This is a genomic window from Acinetobacter sp. 10FS3-1 (assembly GCF_013343215.1).
GTDB classification, from domain to species: Bacteria; Pseudomonadota; Gammaproteobacteria; order Pseudomonadales; family Moraxellaceae; genus Acinetobacter; species Acinetobacter lwoffii_C.
This window is the reverse complement of sequence record NZ_CP039143.1, coordinates 1,539,011-1,565,542: the sequence shown is the minus strand read 5'-3', so window position 1 is coordinate 1,565,542 and position 26,532 is coordinate 1,539,011. Positions and strand designations below refer to the sequence as shown.

The 26,532-nt window shown below is 44.9% G+C and carries 21 protein-coding genes and 1 pseudogene; 14 read left to right on the top strand and 8 right to left on the bottom strand.

Annotated features, from left to right (window positions below; all coding sequences use genetic code 11):
* Positions 1 to 39 precede the first annotated feature (39 nt).
* Positions 40 to 261, top strand: a pseudogene (locus tag E5Y90_RS07395) (IclR family transcriptional regulator); the annotation flags it as partial.
* A 200-nt stretch (positions 262 to 461) separates the two neighbouring features.
* Positions 462 to 2,174 carry an electron transfer flavoprotein-ubiquinone oxidoreductase gene (locus E5Y90_RS07390; RefSeq protein ID WP_174659850.1) on the top strand — a complete coding sequence of 571 codons (1,713 nt, stop codon included), beginning with the start codon at positions 462 to 464 and terminating at the stop codon, positions 2,172 to 2,174.
* A gap of 210 nt (positions 2,175 to 2,384) precedes the next feature.
* Here E5Y90_RS07390 and E5Y90_RS07385 read toward each other — a convergent pair whose 3' ends face one another.
* Positions 2,385 to 4,583, bottom strand: coding sequence for an OsmC domain/YcaO domain-containing protein (locus E5Y90_RS07385; RefSeq protein WP_174659849.1), 2,199 nt, complete (start codon positions 4,581 to 4,583; stop codon positions 2,385 to 2,387).
* 361 nt (positions 4,584 to 4,944) lie between these two features.
* The gene (locus tag E5Y90_RS07380) at positions 4,945 to 5,838 is read right to left on the bottom strand and encodes a LysR family transcriptional regulator (protein WP_151206343.1); all 894 of its coding nucleotides are present in this window, start codon (positions 5,836 to 5,838) and stop codon (positions 4,945 to 4,947) included.
* Positions 5,839 to 6,113: 275 nt separating this feature from the next.
* On the opposite strand from E5Y90_RS07380, the gene E5Y90_RS07375 reads away from it, so the two are divergent.
* Positions 6,114 to 6,824, top strand: coding sequence for an HAD family hydrolase (locus tag E5Y90_RS07375; RefSeq protein WP_174659848.1), 711 nt, complete (start codon positions 6,114 to 6,116; stop codon positions 6,822 to 6,824).
* A gap of 404 nt (positions 6,825 to 7,228) precedes the next feature.
* Here E5Y90_RS07375 and E5Y90_RS07370 read toward each other — a convergent pair whose 3' ends face one another.
* The 6 genes from E5Y90_RS07370 to E5Y90_RS07345 all read right to left on the bottom strand — a co-directional run bounded on the left by E5Y90_RS07370 (position 7,229) and on the right by E5Y90_RS07345 (position 16,035).
* Positions 7,229 to 8,401: a fatty acid desaturase family protein gene (locus E5Y90_RS07370; RefSeq protein WP_174659847.1), complete on the bottom strand. Its 1,173-nt coding sequence runs from the start codon at positions 8,399 to 8,401 to the stop codon at positions 7,229 to 7,231.
* A 34-nt stretch (positions 8,402 to 8,435) separates the two neighbouring features.
* On the bottom strand, positions 8,436 to 9,458 hold the full coding sequence (locus E5Y90_RS07365; protein WP_174659846.1) for a flavin reductase family protein: 1,023 nt from the start codon (positions 9,456 to 9,458) through the stop codon (positions 8,436 to 8,438).
* A gap of 304 nt (positions 9,459 to 9,762) precedes the next feature.
* Positions 9,763 to 11,406 (bottom strand): long-chain-fatty-acid--CoA ligase, encoded by a 1,644-nt coding sequence (locus tag E5Y90_RS07360; protein ID WP_174659845.1) that lies wholly within the window; start codon positions 11,404 to 11,406, stop codon positions 9,763 to 9,765.
* Between the two features lie 678 nt (positions 11,407 to 12,084).
* Positions 12,085 to 13,416, bottom strand: a complete 1,332-nt coding sequence (locus E5Y90_RS07355; protein ID WP_174659844.1) for a DcaP family trimeric outer membrane transporter — start codon at positions 13,414 to 13,416, stop codon at positions 12,085 to 12,087.
* A 103-nt stretch (positions 13,417 to 13,519) separates the two neighbouring features.
* A complete protein-coding gene (locus E5Y90_RS07350) occupies positions 13,520 to 14,899 on the bottom strand; it encodes an MFS transporter (protein WP_174659843.1) in 1,380 nt (459 codons plus the stop codon).
* A 224-nt stretch (positions 14,900 to 15,123) separates the two neighbouring features.
* A complete protein-coding gene (locus E5Y90_RS07345; RefSeq protein ID WP_151203413.1) occupies positions 15,124 to 16,035 on the bottom strand; it encodes a LysR family transcriptional regulator in 912 nt (303 codons plus the stop codon).
* Positions 16,036 to 16,151: 116 nt separating this feature from the next.
* On the opposite strand from E5Y90_RS07345, the gene E5Y90_RS07340 reads away from it, so the two are divergent.
* The 11 genes from E5Y90_RS07340 to pcaF all read left to right on the top strand — a co-directional run bounded on the left by E5Y90_RS07340 (position 16,152) and on the right by pcaF (position 26,505).
* Positions 16,152 to 17,261 (top strand): muconate/chloromuconate family cycloisomerase, encoded by a 1,110-nt coding sequence (locus E5Y90_RS07340; protein WP_174659842.1) that lies wholly within the window; start codon positions 16,152 to 16,154, stop codon positions 17,259 to 17,261.
* Positions 17,262 to 17,276: 15 nt separating this feature from the next.
* A complete protein-coding gene (gene catC, locus E5Y90_RS07335; RefSeq protein ID WP_174659841.1) occupies positions 17,277 to 17,567 on the top strand; it encodes a muconolactone Delta-isomerase in 291 nt (96 codons plus the stop codon).
* A gap of 157 nt (positions 17,568 to 17,724) precedes the next feature.
* Positions 17,725 to 18,645 carry a catechol 1,2-dioxygenase gene (gene catA, locus E5Y90_RS07330; protein ID WP_174659840.1) on the top strand — a complete coding sequence of 307 codons (921 nt, stop codon included), beginning with the start codon at positions 17,725 to 17,727 and terminating at the stop codon, positions 18,643 to 18,645.
* A 77-nt stretch (positions 18,646 to 18,722) separates the two neighbouring features.
* The gene (benA, locus tag E5Y90_RS07325; protein WP_174659839.1) at positions 18,723 to 20,111 is read left to right on the top strand and encodes a benzoate 1,2-dioxygenase large subunit; all 1,389 of its coding nucleotides are present in this window, start codon (positions 18,723 to 18,725) and stop codon (positions 20,109 to 20,111) included.
* Positions 20,108 to 20,599 carry a benzoate 1,2-dioxygenase small subunit gene (gene benB / locus E5Y90_RS07320; protein ID WP_151206351.1) on the top strand — a complete coding sequence of 164 codons (492 nt, stop codon included), beginning with the start codon at positions 20,108 to 20,110 and terminating at the stop codon, positions 20,597 to 20,599. The genes benA and benB overlap by 4 nt, the downstream gene beginning before the upstream one ends.
* Before the next feature lie 90 nt (positions 20,600 to 20,689).
* Positions 20,690 to 21,706, top strand: coding sequence for a benzoate 1,2-dioxygenase electron transfer component BenC (benC, locus tag E5Y90_RS07315; protein ID WP_174659838.1), 1,017 nt, complete (start codon positions 20,690 to 20,692; stop codon positions 21,704 to 21,706).
* Between the two features lie 16 nt (positions 21,707 to 21,722).
* Positions 21,723 to 22,508: a benzoate diol dehydrogenase BenD gene (gene benD / locus E5Y90_RS07310; RefSeq protein ID WP_174659837.1), complete on the top strand. Its 786-nt coding sequence runs from the start codon at positions 21,723 to 21,725 to the stop codon at positions 22,506 to 22,508.
* 52 nt (positions 22,509 to 22,560) lie between these two features.
* Positions 22,561 to 23,778 carry a benzoate/H(+) symporter BenE gene (benE, locus tag E5Y90_RS07305; protein WP_174659836.1) on the top strand — a complete coding sequence of 406 codons (1,218 nt, stop codon included), beginning with the start codon at positions 22,561 to 22,563 and terminating at the stop codon, positions 23,776 to 23,778.
* Positions 23,779 to 23,805: 27 nt separating this feature from the next.
* Positions 23,806 to 24,474, top strand: a complete 669-nt coding sequence (locus E5Y90_RS07300) for a 3-oxoacid CoA-transferase subunit A (RefSeq protein ID WP_151203404.1) — start codon at positions 23,806 to 23,808, stop codon at positions 24,472 to 24,474.
* A gap of 23 nt (positions 24,475 to 24,497) precedes the next feature.
* Entirely contained in the window at positions 24,498 to 25,151 is a 654-nt protein-coding gene (locus tag E5Y90_RS07295; protein WP_174659835.1) for a 3-oxoacid CoA-transferase subunit B, read from the top strand.
* A 148-nt stretch (positions 25,152 to 25,299) separates the two neighbouring features.
* Entirely contained in the window at positions 25,300 to 26,505 is a 1,206-nt protein-coding gene (gene pcaF / locus E5Y90_RS07290; RefSeq protein WP_174659834.1) for a 3-oxoadipyl-CoA thiolase, read from the top strand.
* Positions 26,506 to 26,532: the final 27 nt, after the last annotated feature.

The window sequence follows — 26,532 nt, the reverse complement described above, 5'->3', positions numbered from 1 at the left end:
GCACAAAACTGCGCTTAATCTTATTTTTTAATCCTGATATTTAGATTCAAACAGATGATTTTATATTGTCTTTCTATCGGTGACTGGACCAAAGATGTGAATTCTGTCGCGGTTCCTCTGATTCACCCTAAACATGGCATTTTAACCTTTAACTGTGGTGCTCCAAGCTACATTCTGGATCAGGAAAAGCTGGAAAATGAAATTGGCCCTCGCCTCATTCATATGGTCAATAATATTGCGTTAAGCTTGAATAATATTTGAGTTATTGGGTCTGAAATAGAGAATGATACCCCCTCATTCTCTATTTTGTTACAGATCTAACCGCTATTTTTTAATCATGGAATCTGTTCTGTGGAAGCGGCTTGATTCACTTCTTTGCTTTATAAAATAAAGCTTTACTAAATTATAGTCTGAACAGTGTGCAAGCATCATTATCGTATAACAACCTTAGGTTTTAGATTATGGAAGATATTACTCGAGAGTCGATGGAGTTTGACGTAGTCATCGTAGGTGCAGGCCCTGCGGGTCTTTCTGCGGCAATTAAAATCCGTCAACTTGCAATTGAAAACAACTTGAACGATCTGTCCGTTTGTGTCGTAGAGAAAGGCTCCGAAGTCGGTGCCCACATCCTGTCCGGTGCAATTATCGAACCTCGTGCCATCAATGAACTCTTCCCTGACTGGAAAGAACAGGGAGCGCCTCTTCATGTGCCCGTCACTGAAGACAAGACGTTCTTCCTGCTGTCTGAAACCACCTCCAAACAGGCTCCGCACTGGATGGTGCCAAAAACCATGCATAATGATGGCAACTATGTCATTTCCCTCGGCAACGTGGTGCGCTGGTTAGGCCAGAAAGCCGAAGAGCTGGAAGTCTCCATTTTCCCGGGCTTTGCAGCTGCTGAAATTCTCTACCATGAAGATGGTACGGTGAAAGGTATTCAAACCGGTGATATGGGCATTGGCAAAGATGGCGAACCGACGCATAACTTCACCCCGGGCTATGAGCTGCATGCCAAATACACCATCTTTGCTGAAGGCTGCCGTGGCCATTTAGGTAAACGCCTGATTCAAAAATTCAATCTGGATAAAGATGCTGATCCACAGCACTACGGGATCGGGATTAAAGAACTCTGGGAAATTGATCCGGCCAAACATAAGCCAGGTCTGGTGATGCACGGGGCCGGCTGGCCTTTAAATGAAACCGGTTCTTCAGGCGGCTGGTGGTTATACCATGCTGAAAACAATCAGGTAACTTTGGGCATGATCGTGGATCTGTCCTATACCAATCCGCACATGTATCCATTTATGGAAATGCAGCGCTGGAAAACCCATCCTTTAATCAAACAGTATCTGGAAGGTGGCAAGCGGATTTCTTATGGTGCACGAGCTGTGACCAAGGGTGGTTTTAACTCGCTGCCTAAATTCACTTTCCCGGGTGGCTCTTTAATCGGTGATGATGCAGGTTTCCTGAACTTTGCCAAGATCAAAGGCTCACATACGGCAATGAAATCTGGCATGCTTTGCGGTGAAGCGGTATTTGAAGCAATCCAGGCCGGTGTAGAAAAAGGTGGTGATCTTGCAGTTGCCCGTGTGAGCGAAGGTGAAGATTTCTTCATCAAAGAGCTGACTGCCTATATCGAGAAGTTCAACAACAGCTGGCTGAAAGAAGAACTCTACAATGCGCGTAACTTTGGCCCGGCAATGCACAAGTTCGGTCAATGGATGGGGGGCGCCTTTAACTTTATCGACCAGAACGTGTTTAAAGTACCCTTCACTTTACATGACCTGGTGCCAGACTTTAAGACGTTGAAAACTGTTGATGCAGTGAACTTCAAGCCGAACTATCCAAAACCGGATGGCAAGCTGACGTTTGACCGTCTGTCTTCAGTGTTTGTATCGAATACCGTGCATGAAGAAAACCAGCCTGCGCATTTAAAGCTGACCGATGCTTCAATTCCGGTAGAAGTGAACCTGCCGAAATGGGATGAGCCAGCTCAACGCTACTGCCCGGCGGGTGTGTATGAAATTATGGAAAATGATGATGGTTCAAAACGCTTCCAGATTAATGCAGCCAACTGTGTACACTGCAAGACCTGTGACATTAAAGATCCATCCCAGAATATCACCTGGGTAACACCGGAAGGTGGCGGTGGTCCGAATTATCCGAATATGTAAGGTAATTCTGGTGAATAAAAGGCATGTTCCTTTTATTCATATACCCAACCTTGAAGCCGTTATTGTTAACACTTCACTTTAATTTTTTAGGTAATCCCAGTTCCCCAGGGAGCTGGGATTAATAAATCACAAAACATGCTTTCAACCGCTATGGATGACGCTCAAAAAATGGCTTAGCGCCCCCCCTAAACCATTTTCAAGATTCATGATTTAACTCGCTACAAACTTGGCACGGGCTGCATGCAGTTTTTTGTAACTTTCGATCAGACGTAAATGACGATCCAGTCCTTTAAGCTGCATATTGGTTTCGCTTAGGCCATGGAAACGTACTGTACCCTCGACTGAACTCATAACTGCATCCATATGGGCATCACCAAACATACGGCGGAAGTTATAGGCGTAGTCTTCCAGTTCTAGTTCATCATCGAGAATAACTTCAAGCACCACATTCATGCACTGGTAGAACAGGCCGCGTTCAACCGTATTGGTATTGTATTGCAGGAACTGCTCCACCAGATCTTTGGCTTCTTCAAACTGCTGTAGCGCCAGATAAATCAGCAATTTCAATTCCAGAATCGTTAACTGGCCCCATTCGGTATTTTCATCAAACTCAATCCCGATTAAGGTGCGGATTTCGGTATAGTCATCCAGTTCACACTCTTCCAGACGCTCTACTAGCGCCTCCAGTTGTTCATTATCCAGACGATGCAGGTTGAGAATGTCTTCACGGTACTGCAAGGCCTTGTTGGTATTATCCCAAACCAGATCTTCAACCAGATACACTTCCGAATAACCCGGCACCAGAATGCGACAAGCCGTTGCACCAAGATGCTGGTAGATGGCCATATAGACTTCATGACCCATATCTTCCAGAATGCTGAATAATGCCTGGGCTTCATCCGCATTCGAGTTTTGGCCATTATTGGTAAAGTCCCATTCGACAAAATCATAATCTGACTTTGCACTAAAGAAATGCCAAGACACTACACCGCTGGAGTCAATAAAATGCTCGACAAAGTTATTTGGCTCAGTCACGGCATTGCTGCTGAAAGTGGGTTGTGGCAGATCATTTAAGCCTTCAAAACTACGGCCTTGCAACAGCTCAGTCAGGCTACGTTCTAAAGCTACTTCAAAGTTTGGATGAGCCCCAAATGAAGCAAATACCCCACCCGTGCGCGGATTCATCAAGGTCACACTCATTACCGGGAACTGACCGCCTAAAGACGCATCTTTTACCAGTACCGGGAAACCTTGTTCCTCTAAAGCTTGAATACCTGCCACAATTTTTGGATATTTTGCCAATACATGTTCCGGCACATCCGGCAGGGCCAATTCCCCTTGCAGAATTTCACGTTTAACCGCACGTTCAAAGATTTCAGACAGGCACTGAACTTGAGCTTCAGCCAAGGTATTGCCAGCACTCATACCATTACTTAAATACAGGTTTTCAATCAGATTGGATGGAAAATATACGGTTTCACCATCAGACTGTCGCACAAATGGCAATGAACAGATACCACGTGCCATATTCCCGGAGTTGGTATCATAAAGATGGATGCCTAAAAGCTCATCTTCAGGATCATAAATTTCACGGGTATGTTCATCTAAAATTTCTACAGGTAGTTCGCCATTCGGACCTGGCTGGAACCACTTCTCGTCAGGATAATGCACAAATTCGGCATTGGCAATTTCCTCACCCCAGAACTGGTCATTGTAGAAAAAGTTACAGTTGAGACGTTCAATGAACTCACCCAATGCTGACGCCAGTGCGCTTTCCTTGGTCGATCCCTTACCATTGGTAAAGCACATTGGCGACTGCGCATCACGAATATGCAATGACCAGACATTCGGCACAATATTGCGCCAAGATGCAATTTCAATCTTCATGCCGAGACCGGCCAGAATGGCAGACATATTGGCAATAGTTTCTTCCAGCGGCAGGTCTTTACCCGCAATGAACGTCGTATGGTCAGAAGCCAGACTTGGCATCAATAAGGCTTGAGCATCGGCATCAATGCTTTCCACTTCTTCAATGATAAATTCAGGGCCGGTTTGAATGACTTTTTTTACCGTACAGCGGTCAATTGAACGTAAAATACCTTGGCGATCTTTATCAGAAATATCGGTCGGCAGTTCAATCTGAATTTTAAAAATCTGTTTATAGCGGTTTTCCGGATCGACAATATTGTTTTGTGACAGGCGGATATTGTCGGTCGGAATATTCCGCGCCGCGCAGTACACTTTCACAAAATAAGCAGCGCAAAGTGCCGATGAGGCCAGAAAATAATCGAATGGACCCGGCGCTGAGCCATCACCTTTATAACGGATCGGCTGATCAGCGATTACCGTGAAGTCATCAAACTTGGCTTCCTGGCGAAGATTATTGAGATAATTGACCTTAATTTCCATGTGGATACCTAATATTCTTATGTGCCGTCATGGACAAATAAGATGCTAAATCTGAATATACAAGCCGGATCACAGAGGAGAACTTGAATGAAAAATAGAAAATGGTCAGCATGAGACATCTGCATCTATGGTTTAGATGAACCCTGACCCGAATGGACGCTATTATAGAATTATTTTATAAAATTGATAATATTTGTCTGAATTTCTGCCCGATTTAAAGGAGCTTGATTCCTTATTCACCTGTTCGCAGGGCAAATCATCCGGGAAATGAATGATCTGATGATTCACCTGCTCCTATACACTGTGCGTAATCACCCCCGTCCGTTGTCTGGTCTTTATCCAGTTATTGAAATTAAAAAAACTATTTACTTAAAATTTCATAGAAAGTATGACGCAACCACTGATGGCTAATCTTATGATGACAAGAAGCATGCCAATACTGTTTTACTGAATAGGTCGGAAAAGCAATGGGCGCATTAAAAATTTTCAAATTACCGCGAGACAAGAGTACTTCACTTAAATAATACGGCACGGTTGCAATGGCATCAGTCTCTTGTACCACCAGACCCACGCCTAAGTAGCTCGGCAAACGCATCAAAATATCGCGTTTTAACTCCAGACGGAGTAACTCATTTTCAATATGGTAATGCCCCATGCCTGCATCAATATCAATATGAGTTTCATGTAAATACTCTTCCGTGGTCAGGGTGTCACCCGTTAGCCGTGGATGGTCTTTGGCTGCAATCACCACATAGTATTGTTCAAACAGCTTCTGCTGATAAAAACCATTTTCAAAATTAGGCAAAAAGCCCAAAGCCAGATCAATTTCGCCATTGGCCATCTGATAACTGGTTTCTGAAGTAATGGGGCGTACATTCAGCCGAATATGAGAAGCATGCTGTTTGAGATATTGGGAAATTTTTGGCAAGAGTACCAGATGTGATACATCGGTCATGGCCAGCGTAAACTGTTGCTGCGAAGTGGCCTGATCAAAATCAATGGTAAAATTATTGATGGCCTCCACTTTACTCAGTGCTTCACTAACCAAAGGAAACAGCTGCTTAGACAACTCGGTCGGTAGCATTTCATTGCCAATACGCAGAAACAGAGGGTCACTATAATGCTGGCGAACTTTATTGAGTAAATTGCTGACCGCTGGCTGGCTCATTTCCAGATGTTCGGCTGCCTGTGAGACATTTTTGAATTTATATACATAATAAAAAATACTGAGTAATTTACAGTCAAGTTCAAACACAACAACATATTCCCTTTTACTTTTGCATCATTTGGCATGCGAATTATCCATATTGTTTTATCCACTGCCATTATCGAAATATAACACTTTTACACCCGCCATACCCTCCATTCCAATACGAAGGCAAGTAAAAAATACTTTTCCTTCTGATGTTTTTTTAATATTTTTTCAAAATAGCCAAGCTGGATTTTTTTTGAAGCGATCAAAAAAATCAGGACTCCTGTTATATACTCTGCCGCACACAATAAGCTGTAAAAAATTGGGGGAAACGTCAAATGTTCCGGGGCAAAAAGCTGGTCTGCTTTGATTTGGATGGCACTCTGATTGATTCTGTCGGCATCTGGAATCAGGTAGATGCTGCCCTGATTCAGGAACTTTCTCATGTGCAGGTCGGTTTAAGCCAAATTCAGCAGCAACGCGATCAACAACTGAAAGCTTTTAAACATTCGCTTGATCCTTATCTGGAATATTGTGACTATTTAAAAGAACTTTATGGCTTTAATCTTAGCAAAGAAGAGGTAAAATCACGCCGTTATCATATTTCACAGCATTTTCTTGATCACGTGATTGAGCTGAAACCGCATGCAGAAACCTTGATTTCCACCCTGAAACAGCAAGGGCTACATATCGCGTTAACCACAACTACCAGCTTATCCAATATTCAGCGCTATCAGGAAAATAATCAGAATATTAATCGCAAACTTAGTTTTGAACATGATTTTTCTATGATCTGGACGCGAGAAAATGTCGAGAATATTAAGCCGCATCCAGAAGTCTATTTGAATGCACTCAAGCATTTTAAACTTTCTGCTCAGGACTGTGTAATTATTGAAGATTCTTTGGTAGGTGTTGAAGCTGCCAATCAAGCCGGTATTGATGTCATCGCAATTTATGATCAATATTCTGCTCATGAAATCGACTTGATTAAAGCCAAAGCTGATTATTATGTAGAAGATTTTGCAGCACTACTACGTTTAGTGAGTTAAAAGTATTTAGTTGTGATCTAAGCTGACCTACCCACTAAAAAGTAAAGATTAACTCTTGGCTACTAGCTAGCCTATTGCACATCGTGGCTGTTATGCGAATTCAAAAAATCGGAGCGTGTAGCTGCCATTTTTACTAATTTTAAGTATTTTGAACTGTCAGCTTTCAACCTAAAGTATTAATTACACGATTGATGGTATTAGAATGAGGTGCTGAATCTTGACACAGAACTTGATAGAGCTTCTCTGCCCATACGAGAACTTTAAGTTTGGCGTGATAACTATGATTGATAAACTATAATAGATAGCCCTAGTCTTAATCTCCAATTCTAATGAAAAAAATCCTCAATAAACCATCCAAATCTATTGAGGAGTATCCAGAGGGATAAACAGTAAAAGTATCTAAATTATTTGATCAGTTTATTCTTTAAATCATTCCAGCCTGATTGCAGAATCTGGATTTTTTCTACCATCTGCTTATTCCATTCCTGAGGCAGCGAGCATTTTGCCAGACCGATCCAAACCGTTGAAAACTGTTTGATGAAGCTGGCTTCATTATAATGAATCCCATATTCTGCACAGAGCGCTTTAATTTTCGGAGCAACTTCGGCATAGCGATTGGCAGGCATATCGGGGAATAAGTGATGCTCAATTTGATGGCTCAAATTACCACTTAATATATGCAACCAGGCAGCACCGCTAAAATTACTAGATCCCCGGATCTGGCGTAAATACCATTCAGCCCGGGTTTCCTTCTCGACACTATCGATTTCAAATTCAAAGGTTTCTGCATCTTCGGTAAAGTGACCATTAAAAATGACCGCTGAGGCCCATAAGTTACGAATGATATTGGCGACAGCATTTCCGGTAAAAACAGGAAGCGCATTCGGCCCCGCAATCAGCGGAAAAAATACATAATCTTTCACGATTTGACGGCGCATTTTCTGGCGTAGGGGCGCAGCTTCTTCCCATACCTGTGTCCAAGTTTTGGTTTTATAGACAATCACCTCTTCCAGATGTAGACGCTGCACGCCCACATACCATTCAAAAAAGACCATCAGTTGCATTGCCACTGGAATATTAAACAGGAAGCGCGGTTCCCATTTCTGGGATTCACTGACACGAATCAGACCATAACCTACATCATGATCCATCCCGACGATATTGGTATACGTATGATGCATATAATTATGGGTATACTTCCAGTCATCTCCGGTCGCAATGGTATCCCAGTCATAATTGGCACCAATCAAGCTCGGATCGTTCATCCAGTCGAACTGACCATGCATGACATTATGGCCCAGCTCCATATTCTCCACAATTTTAGAAATACCCAATAAACCCGTGCCTAATAGCCACACGGGCGGCAACCATCCAGCCAACATCAACATGCCACGCGAAGTAATTTCGCTATAACGGATAAAATTCCGGATTTTATAAATATACTCTGCGTCTTTTTCACCCAAGTCATCCATGACCTGACGGCGGATTGCATCCACCTTGCCCCCAAACTCTTCAACCTGTTCAAGACTGAGAAATTGGGATTTGCTGTGTTTGTTAAAATTAACCGATAGATTCATGAACGGACCTTTTTATTTATTTGTTTAATTGTGGTTATAAGTTAATCACCACAGGACTAACCGCCTGTGAAATACAAAGTTTAATCTGGGTGTTGTGAGCGTGATCAAGTTCACCGGTTAATATATTGCGTACCGAACCACTCACTTTGGTACAGGAGCAGGTATTACAAATGCCCCTACGACACCCATGTGCAGGCTTGAGCCCGGCCTGCTCTGCACTTTCCAGCAAATTAGAATCAGCTTGAAACGCTTGTTGAGACCTTAAAAATTGTACTGGCTGTGCCTTTACTTTTTTATCCGTGATCAGCTGGAAGTATTCAGTATGAAAATGCGGCTGGAGGTCAAATTTAGCTACTATTCTAAGTGCTGCTTTCATCATGCTGTCTGAACCGCAAGCATAGATTTCACGTTTTTCAAAATCAGGCACTCGCTTTCGTAGCAAAGTCTGATTCAAATGCTGTGCATGTTCGAGGGTATTAAAATGATGATATTCGAAGTTGGGATGCATCAAAGCCAGCGTTTTGAGCTCGGCATGAAAAGCATTGTCACGGGTAAAATAAATCAGGTCGATTGGTTCGAGTGACTGCACTACGGCTTTTTGCAAAAGTGAATAAATTGCGGTAATGCCACTGCCAGAGGCCAAAAACAACAAAGGTCTGTCAGAATCACCCAAAGTGAAATTACCCTGAGCTTGAGAAAGCTCAATAACCGCACCCAGCTGCATCAGACTCAGCGCACGTGATACTTTGCCTTGCTGTCGAACTGCAATCAGAATATCACCATTGGTTAAAATTGTCACAATAGAATAATGACGCTGATGGTGAATCCCATCCAGTGCTACTGTCACCGCAATATGCTGGCCAGCTTGAAACAGTCGTCCTTTAAAGTTGCGGTTTGGACGTAATTGAATCTTGAAAAAATCCGGACTGACTGCCTGGATCTTAATGACCTCAGCTTTGACTCTTTTTAGTGCCCAGGTCGGATGTATTTTTTCACCTATGAAGTCAATAAAGTCTTCACGTACCCAATGCGGCCGGTAGGTGGTTATATTTGTCATTTTTATTCCCTTAATCCGTAGGTGTTTATTAATATACAATCGTCTATTTATTATGTGGTTCAGGATAAAAAGTTTTGAGTTTCAAACCATATCAATGCAGGACAAATTATGGGCTGAGAATCCATGATGAGGTTTTTTGTAGGACAATATTGCATAGAAAAGCTGATTTAGCTCGTTTGAAGTCCAATAAATACCTTGCTTGTATAAAGCTTGTTTTAAAAACCAATAAAAAAAACCGGCCTGAATCCAGACCGGTTTTGGTTTTTTATATTTCCTCAACGTGAAAGATCAGCGCCTTTTTTTCTTAACTTGGCACTTGTTCTTGTTCCGTCAGGATAGAACCATAAGATTCACGTAAATCCTTTTTCAGCATTTTTCCAGTTCCACTCAGTGGAATACTATCTGCAAAAATAACCTTATCCGGAATCTGCCATTTGGCAATCTTGTCATCATAATAATCGAGAAGTTCCGTTTCACTGATTCGGCTTTCAGGTTTTTTCACCACAATCAAAACCGGGCGCTCATCCCATTTCGGATGTTGTGCTGCAATCACAGCAGCCATCGCAACTTCCGGATGACCCATGGCAATATTTTCCAGTTCGACTGAAGAAATCCACTCCCCGCCCGACTTGATTAAATCCTTCGCACGGTCACAAAGGGTCATAAAGCCATCTTCATTTAAAGTGGCAATATCACCGGTATCGAACCAGCCATCTGTGGTCAGTGCAGATTCATCCTTGCCAAAATAATGATCAATAATCCAGTGACCTTTAATTTGCAGATTCCCAACGGTTTTGCCATCCCGGGCAATTTCGTGGGTGCCTTTCTCTTCATCCGTCAAGCGCAGATCTACACCAAAAGGTGGACGACCTTGCGATAAACGCACTTTCAGACATTCTTCCTCTGACAGATTAAGATGTTTGGTTTTAATCTGATTCGCGCTACCGAGCGGACTGGTCTCGGTCATTCCCCAAGCATGAATGGTTTCACAATCAAATTGTTCTTTAAAGACTTTCAACATGGCGGGTGGACAGGCTGAACCGCCCACCACATTGCGTTTCAGGCTTTCCAGCTTTGAACCAGATTGCTGGGCAGCGGCAATCAGCCCCTGCCAGATGGTAGGCACACCGAGTGCAACGGAGACTTTGTAAGTATCAATCATATTGACCAGGCTCGCTCCATCTAGGCCAGGTCCTGGCAAGACTAAGGTACATCCCACCATCGCAGCAGCATATGGCGTTCCCCAAGCATTCACATGGAACATCGGCACAACCGGTAGCATGATGTCACGTGCAGAGACATTTAAAGAATCAGGCAGGCTGATGGCATAACTATGCAAGGTGGTAGAGCGATGGCTATACAATACGCCTTTCGGATTTCCCGTGGTTCCCGAGGTATAACAGAGTGAACTGGCAATATTTTCATCCAGCTCAGGCCAGCTGAATTCTGCACTTTGCTGGGCAATAAGGGAGTCATAAAACTGGACTTCTGGCAATGCTTCAGTTATTGCCGGATCTTCGGCATCCAGACAGATATATTGCTCCACGGTTTTTAATAACGGCTTAATGGCCTTGATCAAAGGAGCAAAGGTTTTATCAAAGAGCAGAACGCGGTCCGCAGCATCATTAATAATAAAAACCAGCTGTTCTGGAAACAAACGCGGATTAATCGTGTGGCAGACCAGACCACTTCCTGAAATGGCATACCAAGACTCTAGGTGACGGTGGTTGTTCCAGGCAATTGTTGCAACACGATCACTCAGTTCTAAGCCAAACTGCATTAAAACATTGGCAAAACGTTTTGAATTTTGTCGAATTTCTCCCCAGTTGGTAATCGTTATACTGGTATCGGTATTTTTGGAAATCACTTCAGTGTCGGCATGATAACGCCCGGCATGTTCAATCATGCTACTGATCAATAAAGGCTGAAACATCATATTTCCCAGCATTTCACACTCCCGTTTCATTTTTATTAGTCCATGTTTTATTTGTTTTCTTAGCCTGACAGTATAGGACTGACTGAAAAAAAATCAGTCAGTTCCGGTCATCATGCCCACTGAATTTAACAGGGAATGGCTCAGGTGTGATTGTCAAATTGTGACAAATTAATAGAAGTGACTGGGACGTACAGCAAATCAATCAAAGTCATTCAAAGAGCTAATAAACAAATCTAATCTCCTGAGTCTTCTAGCTTTCTACACAGTTTGTACTTTGAGTTTGGCTTTGCACATAGAGAGCTGTTATATCAGTCTAGATTCATGCAAATTTGGGCTTAACCGGTTAAAAAAGCAGTAATAACAATCAGAATGGTATAGGCTTATTGAAGCACTTAAGCCTTAACGAAACCTGGCAATTTAATTCTATGCTGATACAACTCGATATTTCTAGTGAATAAGCCCGTTAATAGAGCCTCCCTTATCCTCCAAATGCACGCATCAAATGTATTTCATATTCTCATGATGAAAATTTTAAGGCAGTTTCGGCATCATTTGAAAAATCAAGAAATAGATAAAAAAGTTTTATCAAGAGCCAAAAAAGCACTGCAGTACAGATCATTTGGAAAAAATAAAACGCGGATGAATCCATCCGCGTTTTTATCAGTTGAATAACTTCAGTTTAAAAGTAGCTTAGAAGTTGTAAACGGCAACCGCATTAATTCGGTTATCTTCACCTTTGGTGCTGCCATTTGACGCTGAAGCTACAGCTTCACGTTCACCATAGACATATTCCAGACCAAAACTTAGAGTCTTCGTCGGACTATAGAAGACATTGGCCCACGCCTGCCAGAGGTCTTTATTGATTTTGGTTTTATCTGTAACACTCTGCACATAATTAGCATCTTGATCGAAGGTCATATAACCATAACCTAAAGTGCCACGTAATTTGTCATTAAACTGCTGAGTCAGGCCGACAGTAATTGAGTCAAATTCGCTTTGATAAAGGTTTCCACCTGCTGCAACGACACCCGGGTTAGCATAAGAGACAAAACTGCTGTCGCCTTTTACATGGTAATAATCCGCTTTTACAGTCGTTCCTGGCATAACATCATATTTTGCGCCCAGCCCCACGCCCCATGCGGTTTCTTCCTGCTCGTTAATACGCTTTTCATGGCCCATGGCACGTGCGCTTACTGCAAAATTATCTGCCAGTTTATGGTTTAAACGTGCAGTTAAAGCAGGTAAACGTTGCTGAATAGAGCTGTCTTTTGGATCTTCTACTGCAACAACCAGATTGGTAGCCGGGCTAAACGTCGTAGTATGGCGAACCTGCGGTGTACGTTTTACCGCTCCCCCTGCATAAGCCAAAGCATCTACAGTTTCCGGCATATAATCAGGGAGTGCAAAGTTTGACCAGGTTTGCCCGATCAACCAGTTCGCATAGCTAATATAGGCATGCCGAATACGCAGGTTATCCAAGTTCGCTCCACCCAGGAAGTCGACTTCAAGTTTACCGCTAAGGGCATTGTCCCCGGCACCTACAGGTGCTTTAAAGTCCATTCCTAAACGTGTAGCAGCTAAAGTCGATCTGAGACGATCGCTATTTTCACCATTACCTTCAAGTGGTACCGCATTAATCTGGTTATAAGGCATATCCTTAGCACCACCTTCTACCTGATAAGAAGCATCGGCACGAATATTTCCATAAAGATTAAATTCGGCGCCGCTGGCAATTCTCATCACCGGGCTTGTTGCAGCTTTGGCGGGTACTGGCGGGAGGGGTGCAACAGGTGTTTGCACTGCCGTTGCAATCTGCTGAGTTTGGGCTTTCTGCTGTTCAATCATGCTACGTAAAGCTTGCACTTCTTGGCGTAGCTGCTCAATTTCCTGTTGGTTTGCCTGCGCTGTGGTTTGCGCTTGGGTCGATAGACTGATGCCCCCTAGACTCACAGCGATCATGCTCATCAATACTGTACGTTTCAATGTAATTGTTGGTTGGTTAAATAATGCAGCTGTGTTCATCCTAAACTCACTTTTTTTATTGTCCGATCGGATTCTAGCAATAGACCGCCAAGGCTTGCGATGGCGATCTATATCATTGAGGAAATTACACTTTTCAACTATTTCAAAATGATGGGTTGGCTTTTTTCGATGTTGAATCCGCTTCTAGCCCAGATGCTGCAAGGCTTTTACCATCGACGGAGTATTTTAAATTGACCAGGAAAATTGCCATCGCAGCGATTAGGCCAGGAATCGCAATTGCAAAGAAGTTCATTTGGTGAGGCAGGTTCATGGTCAATAAAGCACCTGTTAAAACCGGTCCAACGATAGCACCGATGCGGCCTATACCCGATGCCCAGCCCATTCCTGTAGAGCGTACAGTAGACGGATAGTACTGTGCGACGAAAGTATAAAGCAGGATTTGTGCACCGATGGTGGCGGCACCTGCCACGGCAATCAAGGTATATAAAACAAATTGTGGACTGTTATAACCTAGCAGGATCAGGGCTGTTGCACCACCGAGGAACATAATGGTCAGTACTGTCTTGATATGGAAACGGTCAGCCAGATAGCCACCGCCAATTGCACCGATCATTCCCCCAATATTCAGGGCAAACAGGAAGATCATACTCGCGCCTAGCGAATAACCTGCCTGAATCATGAGTTTCGGCAACCAGCTGCCTAGGGCATAAACCATCAATAAACACATGAAAAAAGCCAGCCAGAACATAAAGGTACTGAAACTGCGACCGTGCTGGAACAGTGCTTTTAATGGGGCTTCATCGCCTTTTTGTACTTCACTCAATACAAATTCAGTATCTTGGCCAATCACTTGGGTTGGAGAGATTTTCTGAATAATACTGTGTGCCTCAGCAGTTTGCTTTTTGTTGGTCAGATACATCAAGGATTCTGGTAGATACCGCCATAACACTGGCAAAATCAGCAGTGGAATACCCGCAAGATAGAACATGATTTTCCAGCCAAACTGAGGAACCAGCCAGGCACCTAACAGAGCTGATGTCATACCACCAATGGCATAGCCACTAAACATTAAAGCAACCAGCGTGCTACGGATACGTTTTGGTGCGTATTCTGTCATCAATGCCACTACGTTGGGCATGACTCCACCAATCCCGAGACCTGCAATAAAACGTAAAATACCAAATTCAACCGGTGTGGTGGCAAAAGCGCCCATAAAGGTAAAACCACTAAAAATTGCCACACAGATCATAATGGTCTTTTTACGGCCGAGCTTATCTGACAGGGTTCCAAAAGTCATGGCACCAAACATCATCCCGAACAGTGCGGTACTGGCCAGCATTCCTGCCTGCACTGCGGTCAATGCCCATTCCTGCATTAAAAGTGGTAATGCGACCCCATAAATGACCAAGTCATAACCATCAAAAATAATGATCAGCAAACACCAGATCAGTACTCCCCAGTGAAAAGGCGTAAACTTCGCTTCATCGATGAGTGTATTTATATTCACTTTATTCGTAGACATCTCCACCTCCTAACTGTGAAGTTCAATGAATGAGGCTCACAATGCAGAAGATAGGAAAAAATGTCCAAAACTGAATAGGCATGCTTCCATACCTATAAAGTCTACTGTTATCCAAGTGGTTTATTTTATTAAAGAATATATTTAAAAAAGAAAAACATAAGTCTCTGTGAGCAGACAGGTTTCATTTGCAATCCTTTATCATAAACAACTCAGGCTGCATATTTTCAAAATACTGAACGGTCATAGGAGATAGCCTCAAGGTCATAGACCTGATAAACCGAATCGAATAGATGACGGATATATTCACTTTCATCCATATTGCGGATTGCCATAAATACTGGACTGACGGCCAAATGGTCGAGTATGGGTATAAAGTTCAGATGAGCCAGTTTAATATTCTTGGCACTTTCTGGTGTAATGCATATTCCTTCCCCTGCTGCCACAAAACCCAGGGCAAGCTGTAGTTCACGTACAGTCCGTATGTTTTTAGGCTCTAATCCATATTCAGAGAAGATCCCCAGAGTCTGGCTGGCAAAGTTGGCTTTACCGCTATTGGGATATAAAAACAGAGGCTGTTCTACCAGTTCAGATAAATACACCCCTTCTTGCTGTGCCAAGGGGTGACTGGTATGTGCTGCCATCACCAGACGTTCTTCACGCAGTAACATTCGTTTAACCGCAGGATCGGAAATTCTCAACCGTCCGAATCCTACATCAATACGCCCTTCTTTCAGCGCCTGAATCTGTTCATAGGTATTCATTTCCATCATCTCAATCTTGAGATAAGGATGCTGCTGTTTAAATAAAAACAGAATTCGTGATAGCAAACCGAATAATAAAGAACCGACAAAACCAATAGTAATGCTGCGGTCTGCAATTCCAATGCGTCGCGTCATGGACTTGATTTCTTCTGCATTAGACAAAAGTTTAACGGCATGCTGATAGAAAAACTGGCCGGCTTCCGTGGTCTTGAGTGGACGGCTACCGCGCTCAAATAGCTGAATATCAAGCTCTTGCTCTAAGTTCTGGATTTGCCGGCTTAAAGGTGGCTGAGCAATAAATAGTTTCTCTGCCGCTTTGGTAAAGCTTTGCTCTTCTACTACCGCAACAAAGTAGCGTAAATGTCTAAGTTCCATCCCAAAACAATACCTTTAAAGTATAAGAAAATGCCAAATCGATCTTCGACTGATCGAAACTATTCCTTTAAGGTATATTAAGTTAATGCATGAAAGCAAGAATGTGAACCGTAATTATGTATAAATCAGTTGAAACCTTGCTGTTGCAAATTCCCACCATCCGCCCACATAAGATGGCGGTGGCCACCATGCAAACCCAGACTTTGGTACTTGTCAAAATTACCACAGAAGACGGTTATGTGGGTTGGGGCGAAGCAACGACCATTGGTGGATTGGGTTATGGGGATGAAAGTCCGGAAAGTGTCAAAGTGAATATTGATACTTATTTCACCCCGCTTTTAAAAGCGCTATCCGGTTTAAATGTTGCTCAGACCTTACAAGCAATTAAAAAGAATATTAATGGCAACCGTTTTGCGAAATGTGCCATTCAAACTGCCCTGCTGGATATTCAGGCGCAGCGTTTAGGCTTACCGCTTTCAGAAGTTTTAGGGGGCCGTTTACGCGACAGTGTGCCGGTACTGTGGGTATTGGCTTCTGGCGATACCGAAAAAGATATTACAGAAGCAAAAAAAATGATTGCGGCAAAACGCCACAATATTTTCAAGCTAAAAATTGGTTCACGCCCGGTTGAAGAAGATGTTGAGCATGTGCTGGCCATTAAACGCGCCTTAGGCAAAGACATCTCGGTCCGTGTGGATGTGAACCGCGCCTGGTCCGAACTGGAGGCCATTAAAGGTATTCAGCTGCTTCAGGATGGTGGCGTAGACCTTATCGAACAGCCTTGTGCAATTGCTAATCTGGGGGCAATGCAACGCCTGACCCGCCGTTTTGACATCGCCATCATGGCAGACGAGTCGCTGATGGGGCCGCAATCTGCCTATCAGATTGCCACGCAGAATGGCGCTTCAGTTTTTGCCGTCAAGATCGCCCAGTCAGGTGGTCTGATTGAAGGTTGTGAGGTCGGCACCATTGCACAGCTTGCAGGTATTGATCTGTACGGCGGTACCATGCTGGAAGGTCCGGTGGGAACCATTGCCTCTGCACATGTGTTCTCTACCTTTAAGAATCTGGCCTATGCAACTGAGCTGTTTGGCCCGCTCTTACTGACCGAAGACATTTTAAAAACCCCACTCAATTATCAAAACTTTGAACTTCAGCTTCCCAAAGGCCCAGGTCTGGGAATTGAGCTGGATGACAACAAGATTGACAACTTACGTCGTCAATAATTCAAGGAGAAACCCATGCTTTTCCATGTACGGATGGACGTGAATATTCCACAAGATATGCCAGTGGAACAGGCCAATGAAATTAAAGCGGTAGAAAAAGCCTATTCTCAGGACTTACAGCGTCAAGGGAAATGGCGTCATATCTGGCGTATTAGTGGCCAATATTCAAATATCAGTATTTTTGATGTAGAGAACAATGAAGAGCTGCACAACCTGTTACAAGGTTTGCCCCTTTATCCCTATATGAAGATTGAAGTGATGCCCTTGAACCGTCATCCGTCTTCGGTTCGTGATGATGACCGCTGAGCAGACCTTTTAACACGGGAGTTACCGGATTTTGCCTCTAATCCACACAATAGAGAGCGACCCCACAAGGATTGTGGCCAGCAAGATTTAGCCAGCCGAACGCAAGCTAAAAACATGGGCCACCCAAATATAAAAAACATACTTAAGGAGCACTAGTATGAACCGCCAAGAAATTGATGCGCTAGTAAAGAAAATGAATGTCGATACAGCGACAGGTCCAGTAGATGAGCGTGTACAGCAAATTGTTGTGCGTTTATTGGGGGACCTTTTCCAGGCAATTGAAGATCTGGACATTTCCCAGTCAGAACTCTGGAAAGGTCTTGAATATTTTACCGATGCAGGACAGGCCAATGAATTAGGCTTACTGGCTGCAGGATTGGGGCTGGAACATTATTTAGATCTTCGTGCTGATGCTGCAGATGCAAAAGCAGGCATTACAGGGGGGACGCCACGTACCATCGAAGGTCCTTTATATGTGGCAGGTGCGCCAGAATCAGTTGGTTTTGCCCGCATGGATGATGGCTCCGAGGAAGGCAAAATTCCAACGCTGATCATTGAAGGTACGGTCACCGACACGCAAGGCAACCTGATTGAAGGTGCCAAGGTTGAAATCTGGCATGCCAACAGCTTAGGCAATTACTCTTTCTTTGATAAGTCACAATCTGACTTTAACCTGCGCCGTTCTATTTTCACGGATCAGGACGGTAAATATGTGGCACTTACCACCATGCCGGTCGGTTATGGCTGTCCCCCAGAAGGTACGACCCAGTTTGTACTGAACAAATTAGGCCGTCACGGTAACCGCCCTTCACACGTACATTATTTTGTATCTGCACCGGGCTATCGCAAGTTAACCACGCAGTTCAACATCGAAGGTGATCAATACCTGTGGGATGACTTTGCCTTTGCAACACGTGATGGCCTGGTCGCTACAGCAGTTGATGTTACCGATGAAGCTGAAATCGCACGTCGTGGTTTAAACGGCCCTTTCAAACACATTCAATTCAATATTGAACTTGTGAAAGATCAAGCTGCTGCGCCTAGCACTGACGTTGAACGTCGCCGCGCAAGCGCATAATTCCCTATGGAATCGGGATGAGAGTCTAAGAACGACATCCCGATGACTTACCCTGTTTGGAAAGTCGGAGACTGGACATGCCTCGTATTCCTGTAATTAACACCAGCCATTTAGACCGTATTGATGAATTACTGGTCGATGATTTTGAATCCGGTGAATTTAAACTCCACCGTTCGGTCTTTACAGACCAAGCCATGTTTGACCTGGAGATGAAATACATCTTTGAAGGCAACTGGGTCTATCTGGCACATGAAAGCCAGATTCCGAACAACAATGACTATTACACCACCTATATTGGTCGTCAGCCGATTATTATTGCGCGTAACCGCCAGGGTGAGCTGAATGCCATGATTAATGCCTGTTCACACCGTGGTGCACAGCTGTGTCGTCATAAAAAAGGCAACAAGGCGACTTACAGCTGCCCTTTCCACGGCTGGACATTTAACAACTCTGGCAAACTTTTAAAAGTAAAAGATCCGACAGATGCCGGCTATTCAGACTGCTTCAACCAGGACGGCTCACATGACCTGAAAAAAGTAGCCCGTTTTGAAAGTTACAAAGGCTTTCTGTTTGGCAGCTTAAACCCGGATGTGCCAAGTCTGGAAGAATTCTTGGGTGAAACCACCAAAATTATTGACATGATTGTAGACCAGTCAGATCAAGGCTTAGAAGTTTTACGCGGCTCTTCGACCTATACCTATGATGGTAACTGGAAGCTGACTGCTGAAAATGGTGCGGATGGTTATCATGTATCTGCAGTGCACTGGAACTATGCGGCCACTACCCAGCAGCGTAAAGAAAAAGAAGCCGGTGATAACATTCGTGCCATGAGCGCCGGTGCATGGGGCAAACAAGGTGGCGGTTGTTATGGCTTTGAACATGGCCATATGCTGCTGTGGACACAATGGGCCAACCCAGAAGACCGTCCAAACTTTGCCAAGCAGGATGAATATACCGAGAAATACGGTGAAGCGATGGCGAAATGGATGATCGAGCGTTCACGTAACCTGTGTATTTATCCGAACGTTTATTTCATGGACCAGTTTGGCTCACAAATTCGTGTATTGCGCCCGATCTCTGTCAATAAGACCGAAGTCACCATTTACTGTATCGGCCCTATCGGCGAAGCGCCGGAAGCCCGTACTCGCCGTATCCGTCAATATGAAGACTTTTTTAACGCATCCGGCATGGCGACTCCAGATGACCTGGAAGAATTCCGCGCCTGTCAGGCGGGTTATGCCGGTATCGCGCTGGAATGGAACGACATGTGCCGTGGTTCCAAACACTGGATTCAAGGCCCAGATGATGCAGCCAATGAAATTGGCTTAAAACCAAAACTGTCCGGAATCAAGACTGAAGATGAAGGTCTGTATCTGGCCCAGCACCAGTACTGGTTAGAGTTGATGAAAAAAGGCATTGCAGCTGAAAAAGAACTGGCAGCGCAGACTGAAGGAGAAACCGTATGAGCGACATCAGTTTAGAAAATATTGCCCAGTTTCTTTATCAGGAAGCCCGCTTTTTAGATGACAAGCAATGGGATGACTGGCTGAACTGTTATGCACCTACTGCATCTTTCTGGATGCCGGCATGGGATGACGATGACAGCTTGACTGTAGATCCACAGTCTGAAATTTCCTTGATCTACTATCCGGACCGTCAAGGTCTGGAAGACCGGGTCTTCCGTATCAAGACGGAACGTTCATCGGCCACCATACCGGACACCCGGACCAGCCATAACATCAACAATATTGAAGTTGTGGAACGCGACGGTGACAAGGTTACTGTACGTTTTAACTGGAATACCTTGAGCTTCCGCTACAAGACCAATTATAGCTACTTCGGCATGTCACGTTATGTGATCGATTTTTCGGGTGAACAACCAAAAATTTTAAGCAAATACGTGGTACTGAAAAACGACTACATCAACCAGGTCGTCGACATTTATCACCTGTAAGACTGCCTGCACAGCCAGGTATCACCTTTCAGCCAGATGGAAAATTGGCTGAAAGGTTTAGTTTCAAAGATTTATATAGGATATTCAGCCATGTCAAACCACAATATTGCACTTCAATTTGAAGATGGCGTGACACGCTTTATTAGCGTTGCCCAAGGTGAAACCTTGTCGGATGCAGCTTACCGTCAAAAGATTAATATTCCTTTGGACTGCCGTGACGGAGCATGCGGAACATGCCGTGCCTTTTGTGAATCAGGTGCGTATGACATGCCGGAAGAAACTTATATTGAAGATGCATTAACGCCGGAAGAAGCTGAACAGGGTTATATTCTGGCCTGCCAATGCAAGCCGACTTCAGATGCTGTGTTCCAGATTCAGGCATCTTCAGAAGTCTGCAAAACTACCATCCATGCTTTTCAGGGCACCCTGGCACGTGTAGACAACCTGTCGGAATCTACCATTACCTTTGATGTTCAGCTCGATGAAGGTCAACCGGACATTCATTTTCTGGCAGGTCAATATGTCAATGTAACGATTCCGGGTACAACAGAAACCCGTTCTTATTCATTCAGCTCTAAACCGGGTAACCGTTTAACCGGCTTTGTGGTGCGCAACGTACCCAATGGCAAAATGAGTGAATTCTTGAGTAAGAATGCCACCGCGGGCGATAAAATCACCTTTGCCGGTCCATTCGGTAGTTTTTACTTACGCCCTGTGACCCGTCCAGTATTGATGTTGGCTGGTGGTACCGGGATCGCTCCATTCCTGTCGATGCTGCAAGTATTAGAAGAAAAAGGCTCAGAACAACCTGTCCGTCTGGTCTTTGGGGTGACCAATGATTTTGACCTGGTGGCCCTTGAAAAGTTAAATGAACTGCAAGAAAAATGCCCTTGGTTTGAATATCGCACAGTGGTTGCAAGTCCGGAATCGGCACATAAGCGTAAAGGCTATGTCACGGGTCATATCGAAAATGAATGGTTAAATGACGGCGATGTCGATATTTATTTATGTGGGCCGGTGCCTATGGTTGAAGCGGTCAGAAGCTGGCTAGACACAGAAGGCATAAAGCCTGCGAATTTCCTGTTTGAAAAATTTTCTGCGAATTAATAAAAGGAAGTTTTCCATGTCAGCACGTCAAAGATTTTTAAACAGAGTTGTGATTGTCACAGGCGCCGCCCAGGGTATTGGTCATGGGGTGGCTTTGCAAGCAGCCCGCGAAGGTGCACAAGTAGTCTTGGCTGATTTTTCCGATTATGTCGAAGAAACACTGGCTGAAATCGAAGCTTTTCAGGGTGATGCCATTGTTGTCAAAGCCGACCTGGAAACCTATGCCGGCGCTCAGGCCGTTGTGGCCAAAGCCATCGAAGTCTATGGCCGTGTAGATGTGCTCATTAACAATGTGGGGGGTGCCATCTGGATGAAGCCCTTCGTTGAGTTCTCACCTGAAGAAATTGAAAAAGAAGTCAGCCGCTCATTATTTCCGACGCTATGGTGCTGCCATGCAGTATTACCTGAGATGCTGAAACATAAGGAGGGCGTGATTGTGAATGTCTCTTCCATTGCAACCTGCGGTATCAATCGTATTCCTTACTCGGCCTCCAAAGGTGGAGTCAATGCACTAACCCGATCACTGGCATTTTGCCATTCCAAAGATGGTATTCGTGTGAATGCCGTTGCAACCGGTGGAACTGAAGCACCACCACGCAAAATCCCTCGTAACAGTAAGGCGTTATCAGAGCAGGAAAAATTCTGGATGCAGGAAGTAGTCGACCAGACGATTGACCGCACTTTTATGGGGCGTTACGGAACGATTCTGGAGCAGGTCAATGCCATTTTATTTCTGGCCTCTGATGATGCTTCATATATTACTGGAACGGTTGTGCCTGTAGGCGGTGGCGATCTGGGTTAACCAGATTATCTGAACGTTTACGGGATCATTGAATGCAAGGAGGCAAATCGCAATGGGAACCCTAGTTAAAACATTAAAAAATGACTGGTCTATTTCAGCCACTGTTGCAGGATTTTTAGCAGTGCTGATTTCCTATGCCGGCCCCATGATTATCTTCTTTCAGGCCGCCCAACAGGCTGACGTTTCATCCAGCATGATGGCCTCATGGATCTGGGGCAGTTCAATTGGGGCAGCCATCACCGGTATTATTTTATCCATCAAATTTAAAGTCCCGGTGATTACCGCCTGGTCCGCTCCGGGTACAGCTTTACTGGTTGCCCTGTTTCCAGGGATTACTCTCAATGAAATGGTGGCGGCTTATATTAGCTCAGCCATCATTATTTTTATCATTGGGGTCACCGGATCATTTGACCGGCTTTTAAAAGCCATTCCTCAAGGACTGGCTGCCGGCATGATGGCCGGTATTCTCTTTCAATTCGGGATCGGATTATTTAAAGCAACCGACAGCATGCCTTATGTGGTCTTTGGCATGCTGCTGTGCTTTTTACTGGCCAAACGCTTTTCTCCCCGCTATGCCATTATTTGGGTTCTGATTGCAGGCATTAGCCTCAGTTTTATCTTTGGGAAGATCAATCCGGTTGCCATGAGTTTTTCATTGGCTATTCCGGAGCTGATCATGCCGCAATGGACCTGGTCATCCACTTTAAACCTAGCCCTGCCTTTGACCATTGTCAGTCTGACAGGACAGTTTTTACCGGGGATGGCCATTTTAAAGCTCAGTGGATATGACATGCCGGCCAAACCGATCCTGAGTCTGGCCAGTATTGTTTCTGTAGGCGTGGCGATTGTGGGCGGGATTACGATTGTACTCGCTGCGATTACCGCCGCGCTGTGTACCGGTAAAGATGCCCACGAACTCAAGGAAAAGCGTTATATCGCCGGTATTGCCAACGGCATTTTTTACATTTTAGGCGGTTTGTTTGCAGGCAGTATTGTCATGCTGTTCAGCATCTTGCCCAAAGAACTGGTTGCGGCTCTTGCAGGACTGGCTCTACTTGGCGCGATTGCCACTAATATTTCCACAGCAATGCACAATGAATCACAACGTGATTCGGCATTAATTACCTTTATGGCCACCGCATCAGGCATGAGTTTTTTAGGGCTCAGTTCCGTCTTCTGGGGCATTTGTATCGGTATTGTGGCACATGTGATTTTAACCAAACGCACTGGCCAGACTGTTGCTGTGACGGGCACTCAAACCCAGCGTTAATGACCATTTGTTGAATTAGGAAATATTATGATTGATAAATCATCTGCTTTAACCGAAGCACTTGCACAAATTAAGGATGGCTCAACCGTCATGATCGGTGGCTTTGGTACAGCAGGTCAGCCTGCTGAACTGATTGATGGTCTGATCGAATTGGGCATCAAGGACCTGATTATTGTCAATAACAATGCCGGAAATGGTGATTATGGTTTGGCTAAGCTGCTCAAATCTGGTGCTGTTCGTAAAATTATCTGTTCTTTCCCGCGTCAATCCGACTCCTGGGTCTTTGATGAGCTGTACCGTGCCGGAAAGATTGAACTGGAACTGGTACCGCAGGGCAATCTGGCTTGCCGTATTCAGGCGGCTGGCATGGGCTTAGGACCTATTTATACCCCCACCGGTTTCGGTACTTTGCTGGCTGAAGGCAAACCGACCCTCAACTATGAAGGCAAAGACTATGTACTGGAAAATCCGATCAAGGCAGATTTTGCCCTGATCAAAGCGTCTCAAGGCGATCGCTGGGGCAATCTGGTATACCGTAAATCTGCCCGTAACTTTGGCCCGATCATGGCGATGGCAGCCGATGTCACCATCGCCCAGGTTTCTGAAGTGGTTGAACTCGGTGCCCTGGACCCGGAGCACATTATTACCCCGGGGATTTTTGTTCAACACGTGGTTCAGGTTCAACCTGCACAGTAATTGCAGCTAAGGAGAGAGGATTCATGAGCTATATCAAACTGACCCGTGACCAGATTGCCGAGCGTGTGGCACAAGACATTCCAGATGGCGCCTATGTCAATCTGGGCATTGGCCTGCCGACTAAAATTGCCAGCTACCTGCCTGACGATAAAGACGTCTTTCTGCATTCGGAAAATGGCCTGCTGGCGTTCGGCCCGCCTCCTGCGGAAAAAGACCGTGATCCGGAGCTGATTAATGCCGGTAAAGAATACGTCACCATGCTCACCGGAGGCAGCTTTTTCCATCACGGTGATTCATTCGCCATGATGCGGGGCGGTCATCTGGATATTGCAGTACTTGGAGCTTTCCAAGTGGCTGAAAATGGAGATTTGGCCAACTGGCATACCGGCGCACCAGATGCGATTCCAGCCGTTGGCGGTGCAATGGATTTGGCTGTGGGCGCCAAAAAAGTCTTTATCACTACTGATCATGTCACCAAAAATGGGGAAGCTAAGATTGTGGCTGAGCTGAGCTATCCGGCAACCGGTCTGAAATGTGTAGACCGCATTTATACTGACCTCTGCATCATTGATATAACTGCGGATGGCATGAAAGTGGTCGAAAAAGTAGAAGGTTTGTCATTTGCAGAATTACAGTCGATGACGGGTGCAACGCTGATTGATGCGACTCGGGGTTAAGAACTTTAGCAAATTCAAACCCCATTCTAAAAGATACCTGAGGTTCCTTCTCCCTCTGGGAGAAGGCTAGGATGAGGGAAAATTTAACAAACCTCTCCCTAACCCTCTCCAATAAAGTAGAGGGAACTTTATAAAGAAGAGATTAGATATGAAAAACGCATATATTATCGATGCCATTCGTACCCCATTTGGCCGTTATGCTGGTGGTCTCGCGCCTGTTCGTGCAGATGACTTGGGCGCATTACCGATCAAAGCCCTCATGGAACGTAATCCATCCGTCAACTGGGAACAGCTAGATGATGTCATCTATGGCTGCGCCAACCAGGCGGGTGAAGATAACCGTAACGTGGGCCGTATGTCAGCCTTGCTGGCCGGTTTGCCTTATCAAGTCCCTGCCACCACTGTCAACCGTCTGTGTGGCTCGTCGCTGGATGCAGTCGCCCTGGCAGCACGTGCAATTAAAGCCGGTGAAGCCAACCTGATAGTTGCTGGTGGGGTAGAATCTATGTCGCGCGCGCCCTTTGTAATGGGCAAATCTGAAACCGCCTATGGCCGTAGCCAGAACATTGAAGATACCACCATGGGCTGGCGTTTTATCAATCCAAAACTCAAAGCATTATATGGTGTTGAAACCATGCCGCAAACGGCGGAAAACGTCGCGCAACAGTTCAACATTAACCGTGAAGATCAGGACCGTTTTGCCCTGACCAGTCAGCAGCGCACAGCGGCAGCACAAGCCAAAGGCTTCTTTACTCATGAAATTATTCCGGTGGTCATTCCACAGCGTAAAGGCGATCCGGTTGTCGTGAATCAGGATGAACACCCACGTGCTTCAACCACGGCAGAGGCGTTGGCCAAACTGAAACCTGTGGTCAAAGCAGACGGAACCATCACCGCCGGTAATGCCTCAGGGATTAATGATGGTGCGGCTGCACTGTTAATTGCCTCGGATGAAGCAATGGCACAACACGGCTTAAAAGCACGGGCCAAAATTATTGGCTCAACTGTCGTAGGGGTTGAACCGCGCATCATGGGGTTTGGTCCTGCACCTGCGATCAAAAAGCTGCTCACTCAAACCGGTCTGACTCTAGAGCAGATGGATGTGATTGAGTTAAACGAAGCTTTTGCAGCTCAGGCTCTGGCCTGCACCCGTGACCTGGGCCTTGCAGATGGCTCGGAGAAAGTTAACCCGAATGGTGGTGCGATTGCCTTGGGTCATCCACTCGGTGCATCCGGTGCGCGTCTGGTTACTACGGCCTTAAATCAGCTGGAACAGAGCGGTGGACAATATGCCCTCTGCGCCATGTGTATTGGGGTGGGTCAAGGTATCGCTTTAATTATTGAGCGTGTTTAAATAAAGAATTCTTCCTCAGCTCCCTTT